The sequence below is a fragment of the Enterobacter sp. ECC-249 genome, assembly GCF_043965265.1.
In the GTDB taxonomy this organism is placed as follows: domain Bacteria; phylum Pseudomonadota; class Gammaproteobacteria; order Enterobacterales; family Enterobacteriaceae; genus Enterobacter; species Enterobacter quasiroggenkampii.
This window is the reverse complement of the sequence record NZ_CP143660.1, coordinates 24686-38774: the sequence shown is the minus strand read 5'-3', so window position 1 is coordinate 38774 and position 14089 is coordinate 24686. Positions and strand designations below refer to the sequence as shown.

At 53.5% G+C, this 14089-nt stretch carries 15 protein-coding genes; 9 read left to right on the top strand and 6 right to left on the bottom strand.

What is annotated here, in order from left to right; all coding sequences use genetic code 11:
• Positions 1 to 13: 13 nt before the first annotated feature.
• Together sfsB and ispB are read right to left on the bottom strand one after the other, a co-directional pair.
• Complete coding sequence (sfsB, locus tag V1587_RS00210) at positions 14 to 301, bottom strand: DNA-binding transcriptional regulator SfsB (RefSeq protein WP_371899183.1); 288 nt, start codon at positions 299 to 301, stop codon at positions 14 to 16.
• 230 nt (positions 302 to 531) lie between these two features.
• Positions 532 to 1503 carry an octaprenyl diphosphate synthase gene (ispB, locus tag V1587_RS00205; RefSeq protein WP_024906360.1) on the bottom strand — a complete coding sequence of 324 codons (972 nt, stop codon included), beginning with the start codon at positions 1501 to 1503 and terminating at the stop codon, positions 532 to 534.
• A gap of 257 nt (positions 1504 to 1760) precedes the next feature.
• Here ispB and rplU point away from each other — a divergent pair, with 257 nt between their 5' ends.
• From rplU to cgtA, 4 genes are all read left to right on the top strand, one after another.
• A complete protein-coding gene (rplU, locus tag V1587_RS00200; RefSeq protein WP_003025032.1) occupies positions 1761 to 2072 on the top strand; it encodes a 50S ribosomal protein L21 in 312 nt (103 codons plus the stop codon).
• Between the two features lie 19 nt (positions 2073 to 2091).
• Positions 2092 to 2349, top strand: coding sequence for a 50S ribosomal protein L27 (rpmA, locus tag V1587_RS00195; RefSeq protein ID WP_004385076.1), 258 nt, complete (start codon positions 2092 to 2094; stop codon positions 2347 to 2349).
• Between the two features lie 96 nt (positions 2350 to 2445).
• Positions 2446 to 3411, top strand: coding sequence for a DMT family transporter (locus tag V1587_RS00190; RefSeq protein ID WP_023309346.1), 966 nt, complete (start codon positions 2446 to 2448; stop codon positions 3409 to 3411).
• Between the two features lie 15 nt (positions 3412 to 3426).
• Positions 3427 to 4602 carry an Obg family GTPase CgtA gene (gene cgtA / locus V1587_RS00185; protein WP_371899182.1) on the top strand — a complete coding sequence of 392 codons (1176 nt, stop codon included), beginning with the start codon at positions 3427 to 3429 and terminating at the stop codon, positions 4600 to 4602.
• A 34-nt stretch (positions 4603 to 4636) separates the two neighbouring features.
• Here cgtA and pmrB read toward each other — a convergent pair whose 3' ends face one another.
• Genes pmrB through dacB form a run of 3 tightly spaced genes read right to left on the bottom strand, consistent with a single transcriptional unit; the run spans position 4637 to position 7775 of the window.
• Positions 4637 to 5680, bottom strand: a complete 1044-nt coding sequence (gene pmrB, locus V1587_RS00180; RefSeq protein WP_371899181.1) for a two-component system sensor histidine kinase PmrB — start codon at positions 5678 to 5680, stop codon at positions 4637 to 4639.
• Positions 5677 to 6339 carry a two-component system response regulator PmrA gene (gene pmrA, locus V1587_RS00175; RefSeq protein ID WP_371899180.1) on the bottom strand — a complete coding sequence of 221 codons (663 nt, stop codon included), beginning with the start codon at positions 6337 to 6339 and terminating at the stop codon, positions 5677 to 5679. The genes pmrB and pmrA overlap by 4 nt, the downstream gene beginning before the upstream one ends.
• 2 nt (positions 6340 to 6341) lie before the next feature.
• Positions 6342 to 7775, bottom strand: coding sequence for a serine-type D-Ala-D-Ala carboxypeptidase (gene dacB, locus V1587_RS00170; RefSeq protein ID WP_371899179.1), 1434 nt, complete (start codon positions 7773 to 7775; stop codon positions 6342 to 6344).
• Between the two features lie 228 nt (positions 7776 to 8003).
• Here dacB and greA point away from each other — a divergent pair, with 228 nt between their 5' ends.
• Positions 8004 to 8480: a transcription elongation factor GreA gene (gene greA / locus V1587_RS00165; protein ID WP_014171793.1), complete on the top strand. Its 477-nt coding sequence runs from the start codon at positions 8004 to 8006 to the stop codon at positions 8478 to 8480.
• A gap of 151 nt (positions 8481 to 8631) precedes the next feature.
• Here greA and yhbY read toward each other — a convergent pair whose 3' ends face one another.
• Positions 8632 to 8925 carry a ribosome assembly RNA-binding protein YhbY gene (gene yhbY, locus V1587_RS00160; RefSeq protein ID WP_003861814.1) on the bottom strand — a complete coding sequence of 98 codons (294 nt, stop codon included), beginning with the start codon at positions 8923 to 8925 and terminating at the stop codon, positions 8632 to 8634.
• Between the two features lie 127 nt (positions 8926 to 9052).
• On the opposite strand from yhbY, the gene rlmE reads away from it, so the two are divergent.
• The 4 genes from rlmE (at position 9053) to glmM (ending at position 13993) form a co-directional block, all read left to right on the top strand.
• Positions 9053 to 9679 carry a 23S rRNA (uridine(2552)-2'-O)-methyltransferase RlmE gene (rlmE, locus tag V1587_RS00155; RefSeq protein ID WP_003861812.1) on the top strand — a complete coding sequence of 209 codons (627 nt, stop codon included), beginning with the start codon at positions 9053 to 9055 and terminating at the stop codon, positions 9677 to 9679.
• Between the two features lie 102 nt (positions 9680 to 9781).
• On the top strand, positions 9782 to 11716 hold the full coding sequence (gene ftsH, locus V1587_RS00150) for an ATP-dependent zinc metalloprotease FtsH (protein ID WP_010436002.1): 1935 nt from the start codon (positions 9782 to 9784) through the stop codon (positions 11714 to 11716).
• Between the two features lie 98 nt (positions 11717 to 11814).
• Positions 11815 to 12663 (top strand): dihydropteroate synthase, encoded by an 849-nt coding sequence (folP, locus tag V1587_RS00145; protein WP_371899178.1) that lies wholly within the window; start codon positions 11815 to 11817, stop codon positions 12661 to 12663.
• Positions 12656 to 13993 (top strand): phosphoglucosamine mutase, encoded by a 1338-nt coding sequence (glmM, locus tag V1587_RS00140; RefSeq protein ID WP_023309339.1) that lies wholly within the window; start codon positions 12656 to 12658, stop codon positions 13991 to 13993. Before folP ends, glmM begins: the two co-directional genes overlap by 8 nt.
• Positions 13994 to 14089: the final 96 nt, after the last annotated feature.

Genomic DNA, 14089 nt, shown 5'->3' with positions numbered 1-14089 from the left:
CTGTCAAAACACGTTATTCCTGCGGTTCTCTTTTTACCTTTCTCTGGCGAATCATGCGCGATCTGTCGATAAATTCATGGGTAATGGGATCGTGGTAGCGAGAAGGCCAAATTACCCACGGATGCGTATCCAGCGCCTTCGCGATAATTAATTCTCCCTTGGGCCAGGGGCGGGTGAGGGCGTTTGCCAGAGTGGAAGAACTCAGTCCATGGCGGCGGGACTCTGCTGCCAGTGAAGTGCCTCTTTTGCGCAGTGCGGCAATAATATCAGCCGTGTGCCAGTCGATAAATTTCGTATCCATAACGCCGTCCTTAAGTTCGGATTTAACTACGCCGTTTCTTCTGAAACGACGCGGTTACTATACCCATTTCGACTTCTTGTTCTAAAAAGTTCGCGTTACTTGAAAGGATATTCAGAATAAGACACGGCTTTATTCATGCGGTCTCTAAACCGATGAATTTACATGAACGCGGAATTTACAGGTGTGTACTCGAATCTCCCCGCTATCGCTGCGGGGAGAAACAAGGGGGATTAACGGTCGCGCTGAACGGCGATGTGGGCAAGACCAATCAGTGCCTCGCGCCACGGGCTGTCGGGAATGACCTGGAGTGCTTCGATGGCTTTGTCGGCTTCTTCTTCCGCACGCTGGCGCGTCCATTCCAGCGATCCGCAGATAGCCATGGTTTCCAGTACAGGTTCCAGAAGATGGCGGCCATTTCCTTGCTCAATCGCTTCCCGGATCATTTTCGCCTGGTCGGCTGTTCCGTTGCGCATAGCATGCAGCAGCGGCAGGGTTGGTTTGCCTTCGTTCAGATCATCGCCCACGTTTTTGCCGAGCGTCTCGCCGTCCGCACTGTAGTCCAGCAGATCGTCAATCAGCTGGAAGGCTGTGCCCAGGTAGCGGCCATAGTCCTGCAGGCCTTTTTCCTGTGCTTCGGTACAGTCAGCCAGAATGCCGGAACACTGGGCAGCCGCTTCAAACAGGCGCGCGGTTTTGCTGTAGATGACGCGCATGTAGTTTTCTTCGGTGATGTCAGGGTCGTTGACGTTCATCAGCTGCAGCACTTCGCCTTCAGCAATAACGTTCACGGCTTCGGACATGACCTCCAGCACTTTAAGAGAGCCCAGACTGGTCATCATCTGGAAGGCGCGGGTATAGATAAAATCCCCCACCAGGACGCTGGCTGCGTTCCCGAAAGCGGCGTTTGCCGTGGCTTTGCCACGACGCATATCCGATTCATCCACCACATCGTCATGCAGAAGCGTCGCCGTGTGAATAAATTCGATGAGCGCTGCGATAGTGATGTGAGCATTTCCCTGATAGCCAACGGCTCTGGCAGCCAGAATGGCAATCATCGGACGAATGCGTTTACCGCCGCCGCTGACGATGTAATAACCCAACTGATTGATCAGCTGAACGTCAGAGTTGAGTTGCTCCAGGATTGCTGCATTCACACCCGCCATATCTTGCGCGGTTAACTCGTTGATTTTTTCTAAATTCATCGCAAAAGCCGGGCTTTTTATCCTGTTGATCCCATTTTCAATGGGGTAACGAAGGGTTTCGGTTTATCAATAGTAGTGCTGATTGTACTGAAAAAACGGCACAGATAAACGTTACCGTACGTGTTGTGTTTTTTTTCTTCATGTATTGACGGTAGCACTTGTCAAAGGCTCGCGTTTTGCGTAATATTCGCGCCCTATTGTGAATATTTATAGCGCACTCTGATTCATACGAGGACGTGCGCGGAAGCGGAGTTTATATGTACGCGGTTTTCCAAAGTGGTGGTAAACAACACCGAGTAAGCGAAGGTCAGACCGTTCGCCTGGAAAAGCTGGACATCGCAACTGGCGAATCTGTTGAGTTCGCAGAAGTTCTGATGATCGCAAACGGTGAAGAAGTCAAAATCGGCGTTCCTTTCGTTGATGGCGGCGTTATCAAAGCTGAAGTTGTTGCACACGGTCGTGGCGAGAAAGTTAAAATCGTTAAGTTTCGTCGTCGTAAGCACTACCGTAAGCAGCAGGGCCACCGTCAGTGGTTCACTGATGTGAAAATTACTGGCATCAGCGCCTAAGACCTGAGGAGAGATTTAAATGGCACATAAAAAGGCTGGCGGCTCCACACGTAACGGTCGCGATTCAGAAGCTAAACGCCTTGGCGTTAAGCGTTTCGGTGGCGAATCCGTTCTGGCGGGTAGCATCATCGTTCGTCAACGTGGTACCAAATTCCACGCTGGCAACAACGTAGGTTGCGGTCGTGACCACACTCTGTTTGCTAAAGCAGACGGTAAAGTGAAATTTGAAGTTAAAGGCCCGAACAACCGTAAATACATCAGCATCGTTGCTGAGTAAGGTTTTCTCGGTCCGGTAACGGATTAAAGCCCCGCAACCTGTTGCGGGGCTTTTTACATTGGAAACCCGGTAATTTTTTCTGTAGGGAAAACGGGCATGAAGCAGCAGGCCGGCATTGGTATTCTTTTGGCGCTCACAACCGCAATGTGCTGGGGTGCGCTGCCAATTGCAATGAAGCAGGTACTGGAAGTGATGGAGCCGCCTACGGTGGTCTTTTATCGCTTTCTGATGGCAAGCATCGGCCTCGGGGCCATTCTGGCTATCAAAGGTAAGCTTCCACCCTTGCGGCTTTTCCGTAAACCTCGCTGGCTGGTATTGCTGGCTATCGCGACGGGCGGCCTGTTCGGTAACTTCATTCTGTTCAGTTCTTCCCTGCAATATCTCAGCCCCACGGCGTCGCAGGTGATAGGTCAGCTTTCACCGGTGGGCATGATGGTCGCCAGCGTCTTTATCCTCAAGGAAAAGATGCGCGGTACGCAGATTATCGGGGCGAGTATGCTGTTATGCGGTCTGGTGATGTTCTTCAACACCAGTCTGATAGAGATCTTTACCCGCCTGACGGATTACACATGGGGTGTAATTTTTGGTGTGGGGGCAGCAACGGTCTGGGTGAGCTATGGCGTCGCGCAAAAGGTGTTATTGCGTCGTCTTGCCTCACAGCAGATCCTCTTTTTATTGTACACTTTGTGTACAATAGCATTGCTGCCATTAGCAAAGCCGGGTGTGATTTCCCAGCTTAGCGACTGGCAACTGGCGTGCCTCATTTTTTGTGGGCTGAACACGCTGGTCGGTTATGGCGCGCTGGCCGAAGCGATGGCGCGCTGGCAGGCAGCACAGGTGAGCGCGTTAATTACGCTTACTCCGCTTTTTACGCTGTTATTTTCAGATTTGTTATCAATGGCCTGGCCCGATGTCTTCGTCAGACCGATGCTCAACCTGTTGGGTTATCTCGGTGCGTTTGTCGTGGTTGCGGGCGCGATGTATTCCGCCATTGGTCATCGTCTTTGGGGACGTTGGCGCAAAAATGAAGCGGTTGTAGTAGTCCCCCGCTCAGGCGAATGAGTTACGGAGAGTAAAATGAAGTTTGTTGATGAAGCGACGATCCTGGTCGTGGCTGGTGATGGTGGCAACGGTTGCGTGAGCTTCCGCCGTGAAAAGTATATCCCACGTGGCGGTCCTGACGGCGGCGACGGCGGGGATGGTGGTGACGTGTGGCTGGAGGCGGATGAGAACCTCAACACGCTGATCGACTACCGTTTCGAAAAATCCTTCCGCGCTGAACGTGGCCAGAACGGCCAGAGCCGTGACTGTACCGGGAAACGCGGCAAAGACGTCACCATTAAGGTTCCAGTCGGTACGCGTGTGATTGACCAGGGGACGGGTGAAACCATGGGTGATATGACCAAACACGGTCAGCGCCTGATGGTGGCTAAAGGCGGCTGGCACGGTCTGGGTAACAGCCGTTTCAAATCCTCCGTTAACCGTACTCCGCGTCAGAAAACGATGGGTACGCCGGGCGATAAGCGCGATCTGCAGCTGGAGCTGATGCTTCTGGCAGACGTGGGCATGCTGGGTATGCCAAACGCCGGTAAATCGACGTTCATTCGCGCCGTTTCTGCGGCGAAACCAAAAGTGGCAGATTATCCGTTTACAACGCTTGTACCAAGCCTGGGCGTTGTCCGTATGGATAACGAGAAGAGCTTTGTGGTTGCCGATATTCCGGGTCTGATTGAAGGCGCTGCGGAAGGCGCGGGTCTGGGTATTCGCTTCCTGAAACACCTTGAGCGTTGCCGCGTGCTGCTGCACCTCATTGATATCGATCCTATCGATGGTTCCGATCCGGTTGAAAACGCACGCATCATCATCGGTGAGCTGGAAAAATACAGCGAAAAACTGGCGAATAAACCACGCTGGCTGGTGTTCAACAAGATCGACCTGATGGACAAAGCCGAAGCGGAAGCGAAAGCTAAAGCGATTGCTGAAGCGATGGGTTGGGAAGATAAATACTACCTGATCTCTGCGGCAAGCCAGGTTGGCGTGAAAGATCTGTGCTGGGATGTGATGACCTTCATCATTGAGAACCCAATTGTTCAGGCGGAAGAAGTGAAACAGCCTGAAAAAGTCGAATTCATGTGGGATGACTACCACCGTCAGCAGCTCGAAGAGCTGGAAGCGGAAGATGATGATGAAGACTGGGACGATGACTGGGATGAAGACGACGAAGAAGGCGTCGAGTTCATCTACAAGCACTAATATCTGTCCAAAGCCCCCATTATGGGGGCTTTTTTTATTCCAGCGTTGCAGGCAGCCAGCAGCTGGCGATTAAACCACCTTCTGCGCCATTCTCAAGCGACAGCCTGCCGTGGTGGAGCTGGACGATGCGCTGCACGATACTCAGACCCAGACCGCTGCCGCCGTAGCGCTGGTCAAGACGGCGGAATGGCTCGGTAATGGACTGCCGGTGCGCTTCATCAATCCCTGGTCCCTGATCGATAACGCTGATCTGCGTCCCCCCGTCGACCTCGGTTAATGTCACTGTAATCGTTGTCCCTGTCGGGCTGTAGCGCCCGGCATTCTCCAACAGGTTTCGCAGCATCAGGCGCAGGAGCACAGCGTCCCCCTGAACCGTGAGCGCGCTTTTAGCGGGCCAAATCACCGTATGCTCTTTGGCTTCATGCCCAAGGCCGAGAGGTTCAATGATATTTTCCGTCCAGCTCACGGTTTCGTAGTGGCCGCTGGCCATTGCCTGTCCGGCACGGGCCAGCATCAGCAGCTGTTCGACGGTATGCATGAGCTGATCGATACGGCTAACCAGCGTGGCGGCCTGAGGCGCACCGGACTGCGACATCAGCTCCAGATGGAGCCGGATACCGGCCAGCGGCGTTCTCAGCTCGTGCGCGGCGTCTGCGGTGAAGAGACGCTCCTGTTGAATGGTATTGTCCAGCCGGGCGAGGAGCTGGTTCAGGGAGGTCGTCACCGCGCCGATCTCTTCCATGTCGGAATACATAGGAAGCGGGGTTAAGTTATCGGCTGAGCGGTTAGCCAGGCTGTCACGCAGTTTATTCAGCGGTCGGGTTATCCAGGTGACCGCCCAGAATGAAAACAGCAGCGTGAAACCGACCATCACCAGAGAAGGGACGAGAAGGGAAGCAATCGCCTCGCGGATCTCTTTTTCTACATGATTATTACGGGCTTTTGCCGACAGCGTTTCATTCACCAGAAAACCAATCTGCTCACGGCTTTCATGCCACAGCCAGATGACGCTTATCAGCTGGAAAAATAAGAGAATGACCGCCAGCAGCACCATCAAACGCCGACGCATGCTGTTCATTTCTGGCTCTCCAGGCGATAGCCAACGCCACGGACGGTCTTGATTCTGTCCTTGCCGAGCTTACGCCGCAGGTTGTGAATGTGGACTTCAAGGGTATTTGACCCCGGATCGTCCTGCCAGGAGTAGATATCCTGCTGGAGCGTTTCTCTGTGCACCGTTTGCCCGCTGCGCATAATCAGACGCGTAAGCAAGGCGAACTCTTTTGGCGTCACCTCTACGGCCTGATCCTGGCGCAGCACCTGCTGGGTTTGCAGATTCAGCGTGATATCGCCGTCGGTCAGTAAGTTATCACTATGGCCCTGATAGCGGCGAATCAACGCTCGTACCCGAGCCTGCAGCTCCGCAAGCGCAAAAGGCTTCACCAGGTAATCATCTGCGCCTGCATCAAGGCCGGTGATACGGTCTTCAATGGCATCACGTGCCGTCAGGATCAATACCGGGTTGGCGATGCCGCGACGTCGCCACTGGCTGAGCAGCGTGGCGCCGTCTTTATCAGGCAAGCCCAAATCAAGGATAACCAGACTGTATTCGCCGCTCTGGATCAGGGCGTCCGCCTCTGCTGCGGTGCCTGCACAGTCGAGAGCATACCCTTCATTGGCCAGCCCCAGCGCCAGCCCTTCCTGCAATAACACATCGTCTTCAACTATGAGTAGTTTCATCGCTAGTTATTCTGGTAGATGTCCTTATAAAGCCTGCTTTCGAAGCGAACCAGCGGAATACGACGATTGCGCTGGTCGGTCGGTTCGACGGCATAGCCGGAAAGATACTGCACGAATGCCATGCGCTGTCCGCTGGCGGTAGTGATGAAGCCTGCAAGGTTGTAAACCCCCTGCAGTGAGCCTGTTTTCGCAGATACTTTGCCATCCACGCCCGCGGCGTGAAGCCCGGCGCGGTACTGCAGTGAACCGTCATGCCCGGCCAGCGGCAGCATTGAAATAAAGTTTAGCTCAGTGTCATGCTGTGCAATGTACTGAAGCACCTGCATCATCGTGGCCGGAGAGATCAAATTATGACGCGATAGTCCGGAGCCATCGACGGCGATGGTATTACCCAGATCGATCCCCGCCTGCTGGCGCAGGATCTGGCGAACGGCGTCTGAACCCGCGCGCCAGGTTCCCGGCACGCCAAAACGCGCGTGACCAATCATGCGGAATACGGTATCGGCAATCATGTTGTCAGATTTTTTGAGCATGATTCGCAGTAAATCGTGCAGCGGAGGAGACTGTTTGCTGGCGATGACCGTGCCGGGCTGGTTGACCTGCGTCTGGCGAAGCAGCGTTCCGGTGTATGTTATGCCTGCTTGTTTCAGCTCATCCTTCAGGATGGCGCCCGCATAGCTTGCGCCATCCTGTATCGCAAAGGCCAGCGGCAGCGGATCGGCGCGCTGCGTCAGGCAGCCGGTGAGCGTGAAGCGGTTAAGATCGCCTGGCACCACGTCCAGTTCGCAATACTGTGCATCGGGGGAGCCTTTCGCCAGCGTGCGGACCTGGCTAAACATGGTGACCGGGTAGTAGGACGCTATGCGGATAAACGCTAAATCATCTGGTTTTGGCGCGCTGTAAAGCGAAACCGAGAAGCAGTTACGGTCAACAATCGCGGCGGCGGGCGGGGCGCTAAAACATTGGGTCATGTCGTTCCACGGCCAGCCTGGGGCTTTATCGTGGCTGGCAAAGATCGACGTGTCGATCAGCACATTGCCATCAATTTTCTGCACGCCAGATTTTTTCAGTACCGCAACCATGTTGCGGATATCCTGGCGCTTAAAGGTCGGATCGCCGCCGAAACGGGCGATAAGATCGCCTTTCAGTGCGCCACCCTCGACGTTACCTTTGGTCTCGAGTGTGGTCGTAAAACGGAAGTCAGGACCGAGCTGGAGCAGGGCGGCGAGAGCAGTGATCACCTTTTGGGTACTGGCAGGCAGCGCCATCTGTTGACTATGATAGTCAATCTCGGGAGCCTGTGCGCCAACCTTCTGCACCATCAGGGCAAGGTTCGCGCCTGCGGGGAGCTGATTAATGTACTCATCAACATTCGCGGCCTGGGCGGTGAACGTTATACTGGTAGTCAATCCGATGATAAATCTGGAAAATCGCATAATCTCGCGCTAACAACCCGAAAACAAACCGTCATACTACGGTGCATGGCACTGCAAAGTAAACGATGACCCATAGTGAACTTCGCGGTAAAATGCATATCAAATTGAAAAATTGCTGCTGACCTGGGGCATTGCTCCCGGGTCGGTTTTCTTTTTGCTTCTTGCCCGCTTAGGGGGGCAGGAGCAGGGAACACTGCTCCCAACAGGAATGTTTAAGAGGTATAACAAATGCAAGCTATTCCGATGACCTTACGTGGTGCCGAAAAACTGCGCGAAGAGCTGGATTTTCTGAAATCCGTGCGTCGTCCTGAAATCATCGCCGCTATCGCGGATGCGCGCGAGCATGGCGACCTGAAAGAGAATGCTGAATACCACGCTGCGCGTGAGCAGCAGGGCTTCTGTGAAGGGCGTATTAAAGATATCGAAGCAAAACTGTCCAATGCGCAGGTTATCGATATCACCAAAATGCCTAACAACGGGCGTGTGATCTTTGGTTCTACCGTTACCGTGCTGAACCTGGACAACGACGAAGAGCAGACCTATCGCATCGTGGGTGATGATGAAGCAGACTTCAAACAGAACCTGATTTCAGTGAACTCTCCGATTGCTCGCGGCCTGATTGGCAAAGAGCAGGATGATGTTGTCACCATCCGCACCCCTGGCGGTGAAGTAGAATACGAAATTATTAAGGTTGAATATCTGTAATTCGCTTCTCTACTAAGATGTTGATACATTGTAAAGAAAAGAAAAAGGCCGCATAGCGGCCTTTTATCAACTCAAGGAGCATGGCATTTTGCTCGCCTGCTGATAGAAATCCCTCGTTTCACACAGAAAATGTGTTTGATTCAGGATATCCTTAGCGTGGCAGCGAGATTTTACGCTCTTTAGATGGGCGGTAGAGCACCAGCGTTTTACCGATGACCTGTACATTACAGGCGCCGGTTTCGCGCACGATGGCTTCCACGATCAGGTTTTTAGTGTCTCTGTCTTCAGAGGCGATTTTCACCTTGATCAGCTCGTGGTGTTCCAGCGCTTGTTCAATCTCGGCAAGCACCCCTTCGGTCAAACCATTGTTGCCAAGCATCACTACAGGCTTGAGCGGATGTGCCAGACCTTTAAGGTGCTGTTTTTGTTTAGTACTCAGATTCATCGTATATTTTTGCTTACGTTGGGATTGAAAACGGTTCATTCTACCGCCATCTCCCTTATATCGCCAAATAGCTGCGTAGAAATTTACGTCACAGGCAGGTAACGATGAACCAGGACGGAAATGTTAAATGACAGGTAAAAAGCGTTCTGCCAGCTCCAGCCGCTGGCTTCAGGAACACTTTAGCGATAAATATGTTCAACAGGCACAGAAAAAGGGGTTGCGTTCCCGTGCCTGGTTTAAACTTGATGAAATACAGCAAAGTGACAAACTTTTTAAGCCGGGGATGACGGTTGTTGACCTCGGTGCGGCACCTGGCGGATGGTCCCAGTATGCGGTAACGCAGATCGGCGGAACGGGCCGAATCATTGCGTGCGATCTTTTACCAATGGATCCCATCGTTGGTGTCGACTTCCTTCAGGGCGACTTTCGTGATGAATTAGTGCTGAAAGCGTTACTTGATCGTGTAGGTGACAGTAAGGTCCAGGTTGTCATGTCAGATATGGCACCAAATATGTGCGGAACACCGGCGGTGGATATCCCCCGCGCCATGTATCTGGTGGAGCTAGCGTTAGAAATGTGTCGTGATGTACTAGCGCCTGGTGGTAGTTTTGTTGTGAAGGTGTTTCAGGGCGAAGGTTTCGAGGAGTATCTTAAGGAAATTCGCTCCCTGTTTGCGAAGGTTAAAGTTCGTAAGCCGGACTCTTCCCGGGCCCGCTCCCGAGAAGTGTATATTGTAGCGACCGGGCGAAAATGATAACCGGTAGATTTCAGGCGAAAGTTTGAATGAAACTGGATATAGAGTATCCTGACGCTGTTTTTAACACAGTTGTAATATGAGGTTAATCCCTTGAGTGACATGGCGAAAAACCTAATACTCTGGCTGGTCATTGCCGTTGTGCTGATGTCAGTATTCCAGAGCTTTGGGCCCAGCGAGTCGAATGGCCGCAAGGTGGATTATTCTACCTTCCTGCAGGAGGTCAATCAGGACCAGGTTCGCGAAGCGCGTATCAACGGACGTGAGATCAACGTTACCAAGAAAGATAGTAACCGTTACACGACTTACATCCCGGTGAACGATCCTAAGCTGCTTGATAACCTTCTGACCAAAAACGTCAAGGTAGTTGGCGAGCCGCCAGAAGAACCAAGCCTGCTGGCTTCTATCTTCATTTCCTGGTTCCCGATGCTGCTTCTTATCGGCGTCTGGATCTTCTTTATGCGCCAGATGCAGGGCGGCGGTGGCAAAGGTGCCATGTCGTTCGGTAAGAGCAAGGCGCGTATGCTGACGGAAGACCAGATCAAGACCACGTTCGCTGACGTCGCCGGGTGTGACGAAGCGAAAGAAGAGGTCGGTGAACTGGTTGAATACCTGCGTGAACCGAGCCGTTTCCAGAAGCTGGGCGGTAAGATCCCGAAAGGCGTGCTGATGGTTGGCCCTCCGGGTACCGGTAAAACCCTGCTGGCGAAAGCCATTGCGGGTGAAGCGAAGGTGCCGTTCTTTACTATTTCAGGTTCTGACTTCGTTGAAATGTTCGTGGGTGTTGGTGCATCTCGTGTGCGTGACATGTTCGAGCAGGCCAAGAAGGCAGCACCGTGCATTATCTTCATCGATGAAATCGACGCCGTAGGCCGCCAGCGTGGCGCAGGTCTGGGCGGTGGTCACGATGAGCGTGAACAGACGCTGAACCAGATGCTGGTTGAGATGGACGGCTTCGAAGGTAACGAAGGTATCATCGTTATCGCGGCGACTAACCGTCCGGACGTACTTGACCCTGCGCTGCTGCGTCCAGGCCGTTTCGACCGTCAGGTTGTAGTGGGTCTGCCGGACGTTCGCGGTCGTGAACAGATTCTGAAAGTTCACATGCGTCGCGTACCGCTGGCGCCAGATATCGATGCGGCAATCATTGCGCGCGGTACCCCGGGCTTCTCCGGTGCGGACCTGGCTAACCTGGTCAACGAAGCTGCACTGTTTGCCGCTCGCGGTAACAAGCGCGTGGTGTCCATGGTTGAGTTCGAGAAAGCGAAAGACAAAATCATGATGGGTGCGGAACGTCGCTCCATGGTGATGACGGAAGCGCAGAAAGAGTCCACGGCATACCACGAAGCGGGTCACGCGATTATCGGTCGCCTCGTACCGGAACACGATCCGGTGCATAAAGTGACGATTATTCCGCGCGGTCGTGCGCTGGGTGTGACCTTCTTCCTGCCTGAAGGCGACGCGATCAGCGCCAGCCGTCAGAAGCTGGAAAGTCAGATTTCTACCCTGTACGGTGGTCGCCTGGCAGAAGAGATTATCTACGGTGTGGAACATGTTTCTACCGGTGCGTCCAACGACATCAAAGTCGCGACAAACCTGGCGCGTAACATGGTGACGCAGTGGGGCTTCTCCGACAAACTCGGTCCGCTGCTGTATGCAGAGGAAGAGGGTGAAGTCTTCCTGGGCCGTTCTGTGGCGAAAGCGAAACATATGTCCGATGAGACGGCTCGTATCATCGACCAGGAAGTAAAATCTCTGGTAGAGCGTAACTATGCACGTGCACGCCAGATCCTGAACGACAATATGGACATCCTGCATTCGATGAAAGATGCGCTCATGAAATATGAGACCATCGATGCACCGCAGATTGACGACCTGATGGCGCGCCGTGAAGTCCGTCCGCCAGCAGGCTGGGAAGACCCAGGCGCTTCCAATAATTCTGACAACAATGGCACCCCGCGTGCGCCGCGTCCGGTTGATGAACCGCGTACGCCAAACCCGGGCAACACCATGTCAGAACAGTTGGGCGATAAGTAAGTCACTGCTGTTGACGCGTTTGTCTGTACCTCAAACCCTGGAGCTTGCTCCGGGGTTTTTCATTTCTGTTTAACGATATAGATATCAGGGATTTCGCCATGAAATTATTCGCTCAGGACTCGCATCTCGATCTTTCACATCCCCATGTGATGGGGATCCTGAATGTTACCCCTGACTCCTTCTCTGACGGCGGCACGCATAACACGCTTATCGAGGCGGTTAAGCACGCGAATTTAATGATTAATGCGGGTGCCACCATCATTGACGTTGGCGGCGAATCGACGCGTCCTGGTGCGGCGGACGTGTCTGTGGAAGAAGAGCTGGCGCGCGTGGTGCCGGTGGTTGAAGCGATTGCACAGCGGTTTGAAGTGTGGATCTCCGTTGATACTTCTAAACCTGAAGTGATTCGTGAAGTGGCGAGAGTGGGCGCTCACATTATTAATGATATTCGCTCACTCACTGAGCCTGGCGCACTTGAAGCCGCGACAGAGACGGGGTTACCGGTATGCCTGATGCACATGCAGGGCCAACCGAAAACTATGCAGGAAGCACCGAAGTATGACGATGTCTTTGCCGACGTGAATCGCTTCTTTATTGAGCATATTGCACGCTGTGAACGTGCAGGTATCCCAAAAGAGAAATTGCTGCTCGACCCGGGGTTCGGTTTCGGTAAAAATCTCTCCCACAATTATGCGTTGCTTGCGCGCTTATCGGAATTCCATCATTTTGGCCTGCCGTTACTGGTGGGAATGTCGAGAAAGTCGATGATTGGGCAGTTGCTGAACGTGGGGCCGAGCGAACGCCTGAGCGGCAGCCTGGCCTGCGCGGTGATTGCGGCGATGCAGGGTGCGCACATTATTCGTGTCCATGACGTCAAAGAAACAGTAGAAGCCATGCGTGTGGTGGAAGCCACACTGGCAGCGAAGGAAAACAAACGCTATGAGTAATCGTAAATATTTTGGTACCGACGGCATCCGTGGGCGTGTAGGCGATGCTCCCATCACCCCTGATTTTGTCCTGAAGCTCGGCTGGGCTGCGGGCAAGGTACTGGCGCGTCATGGTTCACGTAAAATTATCATCGGAAAAGACACCCGTATTTCGGGCTATATGCTGGAGTCTGCGCTTGAAGCGGGTCTGGCGGCGGCGGGGCTTTCTGCCTCCTTTACGGGTCCAATGCCAACGCCTGCAGTTGCGTATCTGACACGCACCTTCCGTGCGGAAGCGGGGATTGTCATCTCAGCTTCTCACAACCCGTTCTACGACAACGGCATTAAATTTTTCTCCATTGACGGCACCAAGCTCCCGGATGACGTGGAAGAAGCCATTGAAGCCGAAATGGAAAAAGAGATCACCTGTGTTGATTCCGCAGAGCTGGGGAAAGCGAACCGTATCGTTGATGCGGCGGGTCGCTATATCGAATTCTGTAAAGGCACCTTCCCGAATGAGCTGAGCCTGGCTCATCTAAAAATTGTGGTGGACTGTGCTAATGGCGCGACCTACCACATCGCCCCGAATGTTTTCCGCGAACTGGGTGCGAAAGTAATCACCATTGGCTGCGAGCCGGATGGTCTGAACATTAACGAGCAGGTGGGTGCAACTGACGTTCGTGCCCTGCAGGCGCGTGTTCTGGCGGAGAAAGCCGATCTGGGTATTGCGCTGGACGGCGACGGTGACCGCGTGATCATGGTTGACCACGAAGGTAACAAGGTCGACGGCGATCAGATCCTCTACATCATTGCCCGTGAAGGTCTGCGTCAAGGCCAGCTGCGCGGCGGTGCGGTAGGTACGCTAATGAGTAACATGGGCCTTGAACTGGCGCTGAAGCAGCTCGGTATTCCGTTCGTTCGCGCGAAAGTGGGTGACCGCTATGTGCTGGAAAAATTGCAGGAGAAGGGCTGGCGCATTGGCGCTGAGAACTCAGGTCACGTGATCCTGCTCGATAAAACCACCACCGGTGACGGTATTGTGGCCGCGCTGCAGGTGGTCGCCGCAATGGCGCGCAACCATATGAGCCTGCACGATCTGTGCAGCGGCATGAAAATGTTCCCACAGATTCTGGTCAACGTACGTTTCACTGCCGGCAAAGGCGACCCGCTGGAAAATGAGAACGTCAAAGCGGTGATGGCTGACGTTGAAGCGGCCCTGGGCAATCGTGGACGCGTGCTGCTGCGTAAGTCAGGTACCGAACCGCTGATCCGCGTGATGGTGGAAGGTGAAGACGAAGCGCAGGTAACCGAGTTTGCACACCGTATTGCGGATGCCGTGAAAGCTGCATAATCTTGCACGCTAAATGTTTAAAAAGGCGGCGTTTGCCGCCTTTGTTTTAAGCAATTAATGGCTTTTTGCTGTTTTTTTCCGCAGTTGATACAATGC

Bases quoted from the DNA above. Each gene is read 5' to 3' on its own strand.
- sfsB (WP_371899183.1), bottom strand. From the start codon at position 301: ATGGATACGAAATTTATCGACTGGCACACGGCTGATATTATTGCCGCA.
- pmrA (WP_371899180.1), bottom strand. From the start codon at position 6,339: ATGAAACTACTCATAGTTGAAGACGATGTGTTATTGCAGGAAGGGCTG.
- rplU (WP_003025032.1), top strand. From the start codon at position 1,761: ATGTACGCGGTTTTCCAAAGTGGTGGTAAACAACACCGAGTAAGCGAA.
- rlmE (WP_003861812.1), top strand. From the start codon at position 9,053: ATGACAGGTAAAAAGCGTTCTGCCAGCTCCAGCCGCTGGCTTCAGGAA.
- yhbY (WP_003861814.1), bottom strand. From the start codon at position 8,925: ATGAATCTGAGTACTAAACAAAAACAGCACCTTAAAGGTCTGGCACAT.
- folP (WP_371899178.1), top strand. From the start codon at position 11,815: ATGAAATTATTCGCTCAGGACTCGCATCTCGATCTTTCACATCCCCAT.
- ispB (WP_024906360.1), bottom strand. From the start codon at position 1,503: ATGAATTTAGAAAAAATCAACGAGTTAACCGCGCAAGATATGGCGGGT.
- V1587_RS00190 (WP_023309346.1), top strand. From the start codon at position 2,446: ATGAAGCAGCAGGCCGGCATTGGTATTCTTTTGGCGCTCACAACCGCA.
- glmM (WP_023309339.1), top strand. From the start codon at position 12,656: ATGAGTAATCGTAAATATTTTGGTACCGACGGCATCCGTGGGCGTGTA.
- ftsH (WP_010436002.1), top strand. From the start codon at position 9,782: ATGGCGAAAAACCTAATACTCTGGCTGGTCATTGCCGTTGTGCTGATG.
- rpmA (WP_004385076.1), top strand. From the start codon at position 2,092: ATGGCACATAAAAAGGCTGGCGGCTCCACACGTAACGGTCGCGATTCA.
- dacB (WP_371899179.1), bottom strand. From the start codon at position 7,775: ATGCGATTTTCCAGATTTATCATCGGATTGACTACCAGTATAACGTTC.
- pmrB (WP_371899181.1), bottom strand. From the start codon at position 5,680: ATGAACAGCATGCGTCGGCGTTTGATGGTGCTGCTGGCGGTCATTCTC.
- greA (WP_014171793.1), top strand. From the start codon at position 8,004: ATGCAAGCTATTCCGATGACCTTACGTGGTGCCGAAAAACTGCGCGAA.
- cgtA (WP_371899182.1), top strand. From the start codon at position 3,427: ATGAAGTTTGTTGATGAAGCGACGATCCTGGTCGTGGCTGGTGATGGT.